The organism is Novosphingobium sp. B-7, from assembly GCF_000410615.1.
GTDB classification, from domain to species: domain Bacteria; phylum Pseudomonadota; class Alphaproteobacteria; order Sphingomonadales; family Sphingomonadaceae; genus Novosphingobium; species Novosphingobium capsulatum.
This window is the reverse complement of record NZ_APCQ01000725.1, coordinates 1-11,038: the sequence shown is the minus strand read 5'-3', so window position 1 is coordinate 11,038 and position 11,038 is coordinate 1. Positions and strand designations below refer to the sequence as shown.

At 66.3% G+C, this 11,038-nt stretch carries 16 protein-coding genes; 5 read left to right on the top strand and 11 right to left on the bottom strand.

The genetic code is table 11. The annotated features are described in order from the left end of the window. Positions 1-172: 172 nt before the first annotated feature. From tolR to hisB, 11 genes are all read right to left on the bottom strand, one after another. Complete coding sequence (gene tolR, locus H926_RS0107825) at positions 173-682, bottom strand: protein TolR (protein WP_022675800.1); 510 nt, start codon at positions 680-682, stop codon at positions 173-175. A 3-nt stretch (positions 683-685) separates the two neighbouring features. Next, positions 686-1,396: a protein TolQ gene (gene tolQ, locus H926_RS0107820; RefSeq protein ID WP_022675799.1), complete on the bottom strand. Its 711-nt coding sequence runs from the start codon at positions 1,394-1,396 to the stop codon at positions 686-688. Further along, on the bottom strand, positions 1,393-1,863 hold the full coding sequence (locus H926_RS0107815; RefSeq protein ID WP_022675798.1) for a YbgC/FadM family acyl-CoA thioesterase: 471 nt from the start codon (positions 1,861-1,863) through the stop codon (positions 1,393-1,395). Before H926_RS0107815 ends, tolQ begins: the two co-directional genes overlap by 4 nt. 71 nt (positions 1,864-1,934) lie before the next feature. After that, entirely contained in the window at positions 1,935-2,312 is a 378-nt protein-coding gene (locus H926_RS0107810) for a histidine triad nucleotide-binding protein (RefSeq protein WP_022675797.1), read from the bottom strand. A 76-nt stretch (positions 2,313-2,388) separates the two neighbouring features. Further along, positions 2,389-2,712: a phosphoribosyl-ATP diphosphatase gene (locus tag H926_RS0107805; protein WP_022675796.1), complete on the bottom strand. Its 324-nt coding sequence runs from the start codon at positions 2,710-2,712 to the stop codon at positions 2,389-2,391. 134 nt (positions 2,713-2,846) lie between these two features. After that, positions 2,847-3,608 (bottom strand): imidazole glycerol phosphate synthase subunit HisF, encoded by a 762-nt coding sequence (gene hisF, locus H926_RS0107800; protein WP_022675795.1) that lies wholly within the window; start codon positions 3,606-3,608, stop codon positions 2,847-2,849. A gap of 30 nt (positions 3,609-3,638) precedes the next feature. Next, a complete protein-coding gene (hisA, locus tag H926_RS0107795) occupies positions 3,639-4,364 on the bottom strand; it encodes a 1-(5-phosphoribosyl)-5-[(5-phosphoribosylamino)methylideneamino]imidazole-4-carboxamide isomerase (protein ID WP_022675794.1) in 726 nt (241 codons plus the stop codon). Positions 4,365-4,600: 236 nt separating this feature from the next. Further along, positions 4,601-5,761: a glycosidase gene (locus H926_RS0107790; protein ID WP_022675793.1), complete on the bottom strand. Its 1,161-nt coding sequence runs from the start codon at positions 5,759-5,761 to the stop codon at positions 4,601-4,603. Further along, positions 5,758-6,537: an SDR family oxidoreductase gene (locus H926_RS26230; RefSeq protein ID WP_022675792.1), complete on the bottom strand. Its 780-nt coding sequence runs from the start codon at positions 6,535-6,537 to the stop codon at positions 5,758-5,760. Before H926_RS26230 ends, H926_RS0107790 begins: the two co-directional genes overlap by 4 nt. 118 nt (positions 6,538-6,655) lie before the next feature. Continuing rightward, positions 6,656-7,285 carry an imidazole glycerol phosphate synthase subunit HisH gene (gene hisH / locus H926_RS0107780; RefSeq protein ID WP_022675791.1) on the bottom strand — a complete coding sequence of 210 codons (630 nt, stop codon included), beginning with the start codon at positions 7,283-7,285 and terminating at the stop codon, positions 6,656-6,658. Next, complete coding sequence (hisB, locus tag H926_RS0107775) at positions 7,278-7,871, bottom strand: imidazoleglycerol-phosphate dehydratase HisB (RefSeq protein ID WP_022675790.1); 594 nt, start codon at positions 7,869-7,871, stop codon at positions 7,278-7,280. Before hisB ends, hisH begins: the two co-directional genes overlap by 8 nt. Before the next feature lie 83 nt (positions 7,872-7,954). Between hisB and H926_RS0107770 the strand changes: the two genes are divergently transcribed. From H926_RS0107770 to H926_RS26220, 5 genes are all read left to right on the top strand, one after another. Then, entirely contained in the window at positions 7,955-8,464 is a 510-nt protein-coding gene (locus tag H926_RS0107770; RefSeq protein ID WP_022675789.1) for an SspB family protein, read from the top strand. Between the two features lie 78 nt (positions 8,465-8,542). Then, positions 8,543-8,974: a hypothetical protein gene (locus H926_RS26225; protein ID WP_022675788.1), complete on the top strand. Its 432-nt coding sequence runs from the start codon at positions 8,543-8,545 to the stop codon at positions 8,972-8,974. A gap of 99 nt (positions 8,975-9,073) precedes the next feature. Beyond that, a complete protein-coding gene (gene gmk / locus H926_RS0107760; RefSeq protein WP_022675787.1) occupies positions 9,074-9,745 on the top strand; it encodes a guanylate kinase in 672 nt (223 codons plus the stop codon). 49 nt (positions 9,746-9,794) lie between these two features. Then, complete coding sequence (locus H926_RS0107755; protein ID WP_028657735.1) at positions 9,795-10,619, top strand: metallophosphoesterase; 825 nt, start codon at positions 9,795-9,797, stop codon at positions 10,617-10,619. Between the two features lie 73 nt (positions 10,620-10,692). Continuing rightward, positions 10,693-11,038 (top strand): alcohol dehydrogenase catalytic domain-containing protein (locus H926_RS26220; protein ID WP_043608526.1); only part of this gene is annotated, 346 nt, incomplete at its 3' end.

Sequence of the window (11,038 nt, the reverse complement as noted above, 5' to 3'; positions counted from 1 at the left end):
ATGGTCACCACCATGCGCTGGGGCGGCGGCTTGATCGACTTGCCCGGCGGCGACAGCGTCAGCGCAGCGATCAGCGCAGCGTGGGCCACCACCGCCACGCCCAGCGCCAGCTTCTCTTCCCGGCGCAAACCAGCGGGAGATTGGTCAAGAGGATCGCGCGTGGCCATGGGCGTCAGGGCTGGCCTTCCGCCGGTGCGGCGGCCGCTGCCGGCGCCGGAGCGGCCGGCTCACCGCCACCACCCACGCCATTGCTGACCAGCGATATCTGCTTGAAACCAGCGGCATTCAATTCGCCCATCACCGCGATTACGCGGCCATAGTCGAGCGCCTTGTCGGCGCGCAGCGTGACCAGCGGTGCTTCGCCATTGGGGCGCTGCACCGCCGCCAGCCGGTCGGCCAGTTCGCCCGGCGCCAGTTCCTGATCATCCAGGAACACCCGGCCCTGGCCATCCATGCTCACGGTGATCTCGTTCTTCTTTTCCTGCAGCGCCTCGGCCTTGCTGTCAGGCAGATCGATCGGCACGCCGGCGGTGAGCATCGGCGCGGTGACCATGAAGATGATCAGCAGCACCAGCATCACGTCGACCAGCGGCGTCACGTTGATTTCGGCCATCGGGGCCCCACGCGACCGGCGCCGCCGCCCCCCGCCCCCGCCGCTGCTCTGGCCCAGGTTCATGGCCATGGCTTACTGCTCCAGTTCGCGGCTCAAGGTGGCGTGGAACCGGTCGGCAAAGCGGAACAGGCGCGCTTCAAAGCGGTTCACCGTGTTGCTGAAGCGGTTGTAGGCAATGACCGAGGGGATCGCCGCCACCAGGCCGATCGCCGTGGCAAACAGCGCTTCGGAAATACCCGGCGCCACCACCGCGAGCGAGGAATTGGCCTGTGCGCCGATATTGAAGAAGCTGTCCATGATGCCCCACACCGTGCCGAACAGGCCGACGAACGGGGCCACCGAACCAACCGTGGCCAGGAAGTTGAGGCGCCCGGACAGGCGATCCGTCTCGGCCGCCACGGCGCTTTCCATCGCCACTTGCAGGCGCTGGCGGGTGCCTTCGCGATCGACATTCTTGCCCGCGGTGGAGCGGCGCCATTCGGCCAGCGCGGCAGTCACCACGCGGGCGGCGGGCACGTCGCCCTTGCCGTTTTCCTTGTGATAGGCATCGATATCGCGCGCTTCCCAAAACCCCTGCTCATAGCGGGTGGAGCGACGCGACGCGCCGGCCATGCGCAGGCTGAACGACACGATGATCATCCACACCCACACGCTGGCAAGGACCAGCGCGCTCATCACGAGTTGCACGACGATGTCGGCATGCAGGAACAGGGCAACAGGGTTAAGCCGGGTAGGAGCGCCGGCAGTCACGCTTGCTGCGGCGGCTAGAAGGGCCAAGGTCATGGGAAGGCTTTCTCAAGGTCCATTGCTGGATCGATCAGGGCGGCAAAGGCATCGCGCCAGGACGGCGGCAGACGGCGTGGTCGTCCGCCTGGCGTGACAAAGGCGACGCGAACCCGCGCGGCGCACAAAAGGCTCTGGTGCCTGAACGCCTGCTGAAGCAGCGTGCAGCTGGCACCTTGCAGTGCGGAAAGACGCGATTCGACCACGATGCCATCGTCCAGGCGGGCCGGGCTGGCATAGCGCAGGGCCATGTCGGCCACGGCAAAGGCGCCCTCGCCCGCTTCGTGGGCGGCGCGCTGATCAATCCCGATCAGGCGCAAAAGATCGGATCGCGCGCGTTCGAACCAGCGCAAGTAATTGGCATGATAGACAACGCCGGAAAGATCGGTGTCTTCGTAATAGACTCGCAGGCCCAGGCGATGGACCGTGCCGTTAAGACAACCAGAGGGAATTTCCGGGCCAATCATAGGCGAAGCGTGCCTGCCTTGCGACGGAATGACACGATTGTGTTACCCTATCTTGCTGCGGTGCGAAAGGATTAACGCGCCAGCATCGGGCCAAGCGGCGCGCCACCGAACAGATGCACGTGAAGATGCGGCACTTCCTGCCCGCCGTGCCCGCCGACATTGCCCAGCAGGCGATAGCCCGGCTCCACCAGACCCAGATCGCGCGCTACGGTACCCACCGCGCGCACAAAGCCGGCGATGAGGTCCGCCGGGGCATGGGCGGAAAAATCGTCCCAGCTGACGTAGGGGCCCTTGGGAATGACCAGCACATGCACCGGCGCCTGGGGCGCAATATCATGGAATGCCAGCGCAAAATCGTCTTCATAGACCTTGCTGGAGGGGATTTCCCCGCGCAGGATCTTCGCAAAGACGTTCTGATCGTCATAGGGCAGCGTGGCATCGATCGGCATGGCACTGTGCTTTCGATAAGGGGCTGGAATCAAAACGCTTCAGCAGCGTGAATAGTTCACGTGGCTGAAGTGCCGCTCAATCGCGCGGGCGCGCGGCCTTTTCGGCCAGGCCCGAAAGGCCCTCGCGGCGGTCGAGTTCGGCCAGCACGCGGGCCAGCGGCACGTCGCGCGCGCCCAGCAGGACCATGAGGTGGAACAACAGGTCGGCAGCCTCGCCCACCAGTTCATCGGCGCTGCCAGAAAGCGCGGCGATGACTGTTTCCACGCCTTCTTCGCCCACTTTCTGCGCGATCTTGCCCAGCCCCTTGGCATGGAGGCGCGCCACATAGCTGGCATCGGGATCGGCGCTGCGGCGGGCGGCGATGGTCGCCTCGAGGCGGGCAAGCGTGCTCTGGTCCATGGCACGCGGCATGGAACGGCACGGGCCGAGGGTCAAGCCTCTTGCCCCGCCCCTCCACCAGCCTGCGGCTGGTCCCCCTCCCCATGCCATGGGGAGGATCAGATTCTCCCCGCCTGACGGAGGGGCAGAGGTTCTCAGCCTCGCGCGGGCAATCCGGCTGCGCGCAACGCGGCGTGGGCCTGGGCGATGGAATAGGTGCCGAAGTGGAAGATCGAGGCGGCCAGGACCGCGCTGGCATGGCCCTTGGTCACGCCATCCACCAGGTGATCGAGCGTGCCCACCCCGCCGCTGGCAATGACCGGAACCGGTACGGCATCGGCAATCGCGCGGGTCAATTCCAGGTCATAGCCGGCCTTGGTGCCATCGCCGTCCATCGAGGTGACAAGCAGTTCGCCCGCCCCCAAGCTGGCCAGCCGCTCGGCATGAACCAGGGCATCAATGCCAGTGCCCTTGCGCCCGCCGTGGGTAAAGATTTCCCATTTGCCCGGGCCCACGCGCCGCGCATCGACAGAGCCGACCACGCATTGCGCGCCGAATTTCTCGGCAATCTCGCGCACCAGTTCGGGCCGGGCCACTGCCGCGCTATTGACCGCGACCTTGTCGGCGCCAGCCAGCAACAGCGCGCGGGCATCCTCCACCGCACGCACGCCGCCGCCCACGGTCAAGGGCATGAAGCACACCTCGGCCGTGCGGGCGACCACATCGAGCAGCGTGCCGCGCCCTTCGTGCGTCGCGGAAATATCGAGGAAGCACAGCTCGTCAGCCCCGGCCGCGTCATAGGCGCGGGCCTGCTCCACCGGATCGCCGGCATCGCGCAGGTCGACGAAGTTGACGCCCTTGACCACGCGGCCTTCGGCCACATCGAGGCAGGGAATGACACGGACGCGGACGGTCATGACACAGGCGCCTTTCGTTGGTGCAAGTCTTTAGCGTTCCGCGATCTGGATCGCGGCGGCCAGATCGAGCCGCCCGTCATAGAGCGCGCGGCCGGTGATCACGCCTTCGATGCCATCGGCTTCATGCACCTTGAGCATGGCGATGTCATCAATGCCTTTCACGCCGCCGCTGGCGATCACCGGCAGCCGCGTGGCGCGCGCCAGGTTGACCGTCGCCTCGATGTTGCAACCCTTGAGCAGGCCATCGCGGCCCACGTCGGTGAACAGGAGCGAGGCGACGCCGGCATCCTCGAACCGGCGGGCCATGTCGGCGATCGACACGTCGGACACATCGGCCCAGCCAGCCGTGGCGACCATGCCGTCGCGCGCGTCCACCGCCACGACGATGCCGCCGGGATAGGCCTTGGCCATGTCCTTGACGAACTGCGGGTCTTTCAGCGCGGCGGTGCCGATCACCACGCGCGAGACGCCCAGATCGAACCAGCCGTCGACCGCGCGGGCATTGCGGATGCCGCCACCCAGCTGAACATGGCCGGGAAAGGCCTTGAGAATGCTTTCCACCGCGCGGGCATTGCGCGCCTCGCCCGCGAATGCGCCATCGAGATCGACCACGTGCAGGTATTGCGAACCCGCCTGGGCAAACAGCCCGGCCTGATGCGCGGGATCATCGCCATAGACGGTGGCACGATCCATATCGCCTTCTGCAAGGCGGACGACCTGACCTCCCTTGAGGTCGATGGCGGGAAATACGATCATGGCCGCGCGCCTAGCATCGCACGCGGCCATGTCCAACGGGTTTTGCGTGGCTCACGCTTGGTGCCGGGGCGGTTTGAGAGATTGAGGGGAATGGAACGGAACAGCTTTCTCCCCTCCTCTTCAGAGGAGGGGTTGGGGGTGGTGCCATGCCGTGCGCAACGCATCCACCACCCCCCGACCCCCTCCTCTGAAGAGGAGGGGGATCAGGCACTTTTTCGCCAGACCGTGTGCGCACCTTACCCCAACGCATTCTTGGGTACATGGGTGATGCGGCAGGCCAAGTCCGCCTCGCCCGAGGCGATGATGAAGCGATCGCCCTGGTCGATTACCCCGGTGGTGAAGACCACATCGCGCAGATAGAGCAGGTCTTCGAGCGGTTGGGTCAGTGCCGGTTCGGGCTCGAGCAGCGGCACCTCTCCTTCGGCCAGGATGCGGGTGGGATCGGCTTCGTCGAGCAGCAACCAGAACGTGCGGTAGATGCCGACGATTTCCTTGGGCTCCACCCCGTGCCACAGGCTGAGCCAGCCGCGCTGGCCCGCCACCTCCGTCAGGATCGGCGGCGCGCCGCCCCCCATCCGGGCCGTGGCCGGGCGATCGACGCGCGGGCGGATGTGCGGCGAAAGATGGGGCTTCCAGTGCCGGCCATCGGGCGATGTTGCCAGGTTGATCGACGGGCCGGCGCGGAACGGGCTGCCCGGCGGATAGGCAAACCACAGATCGCCCAGGGGCCGCGTCTGGGCCCAATAGGCCCCATCGACCAGGCCTTCGAAAATCAGCATGTCCTTATTCTGGTGATCGAGCACCAGGCCCTCGAACGTCCAGTCGAGGCCATTGGCAGAGCTGTAGAGCGTGGTGGAATGCCGTTCTGGGCTGACCGAGCAGGTGGTCATCAGGTATTGCCCGTCGGCGACGCGGGAAATGCGGGCGTCTTCCACGCCATAGCAGGCCCACGGCCCGGCCGGCGCGATCGCCTTGTCATAGTGGATCGCCACGATTTCCATGGCATCGGGCGTCATTTCCACCGGCAGCAGCCACGATAGCGAGGTGAGCGCCATGACTTTCCAGCCGCCGCCGGGCACCATGAACTTGCGCGGATCGCGCGTATCAGCCAGTTCCAGCGGCCAGGCGTCGAGTACGAAGCGCCCGAACGGCTGCCCGCCGACAAGCCGGCCATCGCCATCCCAGCGGATCGCGTGCACCTTGCCATCGCGGATCGGCTCGCGCAGCGCCTCGGCCACGCGCACCATGAGGAGGACGTTGCCATTGGGCAGTGTGGTCATACCGGGATTGAACGCCCCGAGCACAAAGGTTTCCGCATCGAAATGGCCCGCCAGCGGCGAGCGCGACAGATCGATGACGTGGGGGGTGATGACCAGTCGGTCGTGGGGAAATTTCATTCTTCGTTGACCCTGGGAACAATGACCAGCTGCTGCACGACGGTGCGGCGCGGCTGGGTGAGGAAATAATGGATGCCGACGGCGATATCTTCGGCGCGCAGCATCTTTTCGTCCGCGATCATCGCGCGCTGCTTGTCGGCCGGGATATCGGGATATTGGAAATCGGTGCCAACCAGGCCCGGCTCGACCAGGCCGACCCGCACGCCCTTGCCGCCCATTTCACGGCGCAGCGCCTCGGCAAAGCCAGCAATGCCGGCTTTCATCCCGGCATAGACGGTGGAATGGCCGCCAAGCACGTGTGCGCTCATCGAGCCGACGAGCACGATATCGCCATTCTTGCCCGACAGGGCCGCCGCCGCCCGCCAGGCCGAGACGAGATAGGCGGTGAAATCGGCCGCGATGGCATAGCGCAATCCGGCCTCGTCCATTTCGGTCAACCCCGAGGCCGGCACCGCCGCGTTGATGACCGCGACGTCGATCCCGCCCATTGCCTGCTCGGCGGCGCCGAAAAAGCGATCGACCGCGCCTTCATGCGCCAGATCCAGCGCCAGGCCGTCGATCGTGCCGCCAGCATTGCGCACGGCGGCAAGGCAATCGCCCAGGTGCTCAGGATCGCGTCCGCAGGTAAAGATTTGCGCGCCTTCACCGGCCAGCAAAAGTGCCGTGGCGCGCCCAATGCCGGTGGTGCCGCCAGTGATGGCGATGCGCCGTCCGGTCAACGGGGTTTGCGCGGTATGCCCCGCTGCCCCGCCGGTTGCCGCGTAACCTGTTGCCATGATGCGTCCTTTTCCTGCCGGTGTCAGGAAAGGGAAAGCCTCGCGGCGCGGCTGGTTCCGCGCCCTGCCCCTTTGGCGGGGCTGTACGGCTCAGGCTGGGTGGCTCAGGCTTTTCGGCTTAGGGCTGCCAGCCGAGGAAGCGCGACAACAGGCCAAGGCCATAGGCCTGGCTCTTTTCGGGGTGGAACTGCACGCCCAGGATATTGTCGCGCGCCACGGCCGCCACCAGGCCGCCGCCATGGTCGGTCATCGCTGCCACATCCGCGCCGTCATCGGCCGCGAAGTGATACGAGTGCAGAAAATAGGCTTCCCCACCCCGGATCAGGCTGGCGCCATCGCCGTGGTGCATGGGCGACACATCGTTCCAGCCCATGTGCGGCACCTTGATCGCCGGATCGGTCCGCTCGATCAGGCGCACCTCGCCCGCGATCCAGTCGAGCCCCTCGGTCACGCCATGCTCCACCCCGCGCGAGGCGAGCAATTGCATGCCCACGCAAATACCCAGGAACGGCACGGCATCGGCCAGCACGCGCTCTTCCAGCGCGTCGATCATGCCGACAACGCCGCGCAGCGCCGTGGCACAGGCGCGATAGGCGCCCACACCAGGCAAGACGATGCGATCGGCGCGGCGCACCACATCAGGATCGGCGGTGACGATGACGTTTTCCGCGCCAGCCACTTTCAGCGCATTGGCGACAGAGCGCAGGTTGCCGGCGCCATAGTCGATCAGGGCCAGCCGTTCAGCCACCGAGCATGCCCTTGGTCGACGGCACGGCATCGGCCTTGCGCGGATCGATGGCGATGGCCTGTGCCATGGCGCGGGCAAAGCCCTTGTAGATGCCTTCGATGATATGGTGGTTGTTGGTGCCATAGAGGCACTCGATGTGCAGCGTGATGCCGGCGGCCTGCGAGATCGACTGGAACCAGTGCTCGAACATCTCGGTGTCCATCGTGCCCAGGCGCGGCTGGCTGAACGCGGCCTTCCACACCAGGATCGGGCGGCCGGAAATATCCAGCGCGACACGGGCCAGCGCCTCGTCCATCGGGGCATAGGTCGAACCGTAGCGGGTGATGCCCTTCTTGTCGCCCAGCGCCTGGCCGATCGCCTGGCCCAGCGCGATCGCGCTGTCTTCCACGGTGTGGTGCTCGTCCACGTGAAGATCGCCCTTCACGAACAGCGTCACATCGATCAGCGAATGGCGCGAGAACTGCTCGATCATGTGATCGAGAAAGCCGATGCCGGTGTTCACGTCATAGAACCCGGTGCCATCCAGGTTGACGCTGACCTTGATATCGGTTTCGGCGGTGGTGCGGGTGATCGATCCGGTGCGCATGGGCCATGCCTATACGCCCGGATATGCGAGAATCAATCACTCCCTCTTGACCCGCGCCCGTGCCAGCGCCAGTTGTGCTGCATATGAGCGAAACGCCCGACAGCCTGATCCCCTATGACGAAATCGTGCAGGAAGCCCTGCGCGCCGTGGTAGGCCGCGTCCTGGGCCAGGTGGAGGCATCCGGCGGGATGCTTCCCGGCCAGCACCATTTCTACATCACGTTCCGCACCGGGGCACCGGGGGTATCGATCCCCAACCGGCTGAAAGAACGCTTTCCCGACGAGATGACGATCGTGCTCCAGAACAAGTTCTGGGACCTCAAGGTGGAGGAAGATACCTTCTCTGTCGGGTTGAGCTTCAACCAGGTGCCGTCAACGCTGGTCATCCCGTTCCGCGCGATCACGGCCTTTGTCGATCCCGCGGTGGATTTCGGCCTGCAGTTCCAGGCGGCCGACGAGATGGACGATGACATCCACGAGGACGCGGAAAACGATTCTTCCGCAAACCCCGGGGAAACTTCCGACAAGCCCGCCGTTGAACGCAGCGACGACGGCTCGAATGTCGTCACGGTCGATTTCGGCCGCAAGAAGTAACCGCCTGCGCCAGACCTGATCCCGGCCCAGTCCGATCGCGTTTGCCGCAGGCCATCAAGGTACACGGGGCACCCGCACATGGTTTCCAAGGGCAAAGCGGCGAAGTCGGAACAGGATATCAACGAGGACGGCACCCAGGCCGTGCCGGTCAAGGCAGAACCGGCCAAGGCTGCGCCGGCCAAGGACGATCAGCCGCTCAACAGCCCGCTGACCACCCTGATCCTCACCGACATCGCGATGAGCGCGGGCAGCGCCCTGCTGGCCCGCGGCGTTGCCGGCAAGGGCCTGGCTGGCCGCGTGCTGGGCAAGGCATTGCCGGTGCGCACGCCCGGCGGGCTGATCCGCGGCCCCTCGCTGGTGGGTAGCCTGGTTGGCACCGCGATCGCCCGCGTCGCCACACGTTCGGTGCCCGGCGCGATCGTGGTTGGCGGCGGCCTGGTCGCCAAGGCGCTTTACGATCGCCGCAAGACCCGCCGCGCCCGCGCCGCGCTGAAAGCCAAGCCGCGCTGATCCCGCAGCGCCTGCCCCTTTGCGGCAGAGCCTGGCAAACCTTCCCAGCGCCACAAACTGCGGCTTGACCGGCAGGGCGGCCATGGTCCATCTGCGACCATGGCCGACAGCGCATTGCCCCCCACCCTGCCCGTTTCCCGTGCCGATGCACTGCATCGTCGCGGCCTCATGCTGATCCTGTCTTCGCCATCGGGCGCGGGCAAGACGACGATCGCCAAGCGCCTGCTGGCGCACGATTCGCAGATCGAGGCATCGGTTTCGGCCACCACGCGCCCGATCCGCCCCGGCGAGGTGGATGGCAAGGATTACCACTTCGTCGACCGCGCCACGTTCGATGCCATGGTCGAAGCCAACGAATTCTATGAATGGGCCGAAGTCTTCGGTAATTGCTATGGCACGCCCAAGGCCCATATCCGCGCCCGCCTCAAGGAAGGCGGCGACACCTTGTTCGATATCGACTGGCAGGGCACGCAGCAGCTTTACCAAAAGGCCGAGGCCGACGTGGTGCGCGTGTTCATCCTGCCGCCGAGCATCGAGGAACTGCGCCGCCGCCTGACCGGGCGCGGCACCGACAGCGCCGAGGTGATCGCCGCGCGCATGGCCCGCGCCCAGGCCGAAATCAGCCACTGGGACGGCTATGACTATGTCGTGGTCAACGACGATATCGATGCCTGCTATACCCAGATCTGCCAGATCCTGGCGGCCGAACGCCTCAAGCGCGCGCGCCAGACCGGTCTGATCGGCTTTGTCCGCGAATTGACCCGGCACTGATCGCGTGGCGGCCGTGGAGATCGAGCCATCGCCGCCAAGCCAGCACCGGATGTGGTGGGCCTGGACGCTCCTTGCCCTGATTCTGGCCGGGCTGGCCTTGCTGGGCTGGGGCTATTGGGTGGAAACCTGGCCGCCGCTGGTGCGCCGCGCGGTGATCGTGTTCGATACCCCAGCCATGGCCGGCCGCAAGATCGATGTGGCGCTGGTTTCCGATATCCATGTCGGCAGCCACGGGATGAGCGCCGCCCGGCTGGACCGGGTGGTGGACCAGATCATGGCGCAGCACCCCGATGCCATCCTGCTGGCCGGCGATTTCGTCAATGGTGACCGGCGCAACGATCCGGCGGTGCATCTCGATTTGCTGCCCGAGGCGCTGGCGCGCCTGCATGCCCCGCTGGGCGTCTATGCCGTGCTGGGCAATCATGACGAATGGACCGATCCGCGCGCGGTTACCGCGCTGCTGCGCCGCGCCGGGATCACGGTGCTCAACAACCAGAGCCAGGGCGTGGGGCCGATCACGCTGCTGGGCCTGGCCGATACCCCCCGTGCCCGGCTGATCGCCGCGCCTCTGCTGCCCGCCGCGCGCGCCGCGGGCAAACCGGTGATCGTGGTGGAGCATGTGCCGCGCGTAATCCCCGGCGTGCCGCTGATCCTGGCCGGCCACACCCATTGCGGCCAGATTCACCTGCCCGGCATCAGCATCGCGGGCAACCCCATCACCGGCAATCGCTATTACGACGGGCGGTTTCGCTGTGGCATCGTGCGCTGGCAGGACCAGATCGTGTTGATCGGCAGCGGCGTGGGATCGGGCAGCTTTCCCTTGCGCATCGGCACGCGGCCCGATTTCTGGATGATCACCCTTACCGGGCGTTGACCGGCCGCGCATTTGCGCGAATGAACCAGCGCAGCCGCGACACGATCCGCCGGCGCCACGAAGAGGACCACCGATGAAAGCTGCCGTTCTCGAACAAGCGGGCCAGCCGCTGACCCTGGCCGATCTGGTGGTTGACCGGCCCGGCCCGCATGAGGTGCTGATCCGCACGGTGGCTTGCGGCCTGTGCCATTCCGACCTGCACTTCATCGACGGCGCCTATCCCCACGCGCTGCCCGCCGTGCCGGGGCACGAGGCCGCCGGCATTGTCGAGGCCGTGGGCGAGGAAGTGCGGCGGGTGAAGAAGGGTGATCGCGTGGTTACCTGCCTTTCGGCCTTTTGCGGCACCTGCGAATTCTGCCTGTCGGGCCGCATGGCGCTGTGCCTGGGCAGCGGCACCCGCCGCCCGCGCGGCGCGGCGC

Bases quoted from the DNA above. Each gene is read 5' to 3' on its own strand.
- tolR (WP_022675800.1), bottom strand. From the start codon at position 682: ATGGCCATGAACCTGGGCCAGAGCAGCGGCGGGGGCGGGGGGCGGCGG.
- tolQ (WP_022675799.1), bottom strand. From the start codon at position 1,396: ATGACCTTGGCCCTTCTAGCCGCCGCAGCAAGCGTGACTGCCGGCGCT.
- H926_RS0107815 (WP_022675798.1), bottom strand. From the start codon at position 1,863: ATGATTGGCCCGGAAATTCCCTCTGGTTGTCTTAACGGCACGGTCCAT.
- H926_RS0107810 (WP_022675797.1), bottom strand. From the start codon at position 2,312: ATGCCGATCGATGCCACGCTGCCCTATGACGATCAGAACGTCTTTGCG.
- H926_RS0107805 (WP_022675796.1), bottom strand. From the start codon at position 2,712: ATGGACCAGAGCACGCTTGCCCGCCTCGAGGCGACCATCGCCGCCCGC.
- hisF (WP_022675795.1), bottom strand. From the start codon at position 3,608: ATGACCGTCCGCGTCCGTGTCATTCCCTGCCTCGATGTGGCCGAAGGC.
- hisA (WP_022675794.1), bottom strand. From the start codon at position 4,364: ATGATCGTATTTCCCGCCATCGACCTCAAGGGAGGTCAGGTCGTCCGC.
- H926_RS0107790 (WP_022675793.1), bottom strand. From the start codon at position 5,761: ATGAAATTTCCCCACGACCGACTGGTCATCACCCCCCACGTCATCGAT.
- H926_RS26230 (WP_022675792.1), bottom strand. From the start codon at position 6,537: ATGGCAACAGGTTACGCGGCAACCGGCGGGGCAGCGGGGCATACCGCG.
- hisB (WP_022675790.1), bottom strand. From the start codon at position 7,871: ATGCGCACCGGATCGATCACCCGCACCACCGCCGAAACCGATATCAAG.
- H926_RS0107770 (WP_022675789.1), top strand. From the start codon at position 7,955: ATGAGCGAAACGCCCGACAGCCTGATCCCCTATGACGAAATCGTGCAG.
- H926_RS26225 (WP_022675788.1), top strand. From the start codon at position 8,543: ATGGTTTCCAAGGGCAAAGCGGCGAAGTCGGAACAGGATATCAACGAG.
- gmk (WP_022675787.1), top strand. From the start codon at position 9,074: ATGGCCGACAGCGCATTGCCCCCCACCCTGCCCGTTTCCCGTGCCGAT.
- H926_RS0107755 (WP_028657735.1), top strand. From the start codon at position 9,795: ATGTGGTGGGCCTGGACGCTCCTTGCCCTGATTCTGGCCGGGCTGGCC.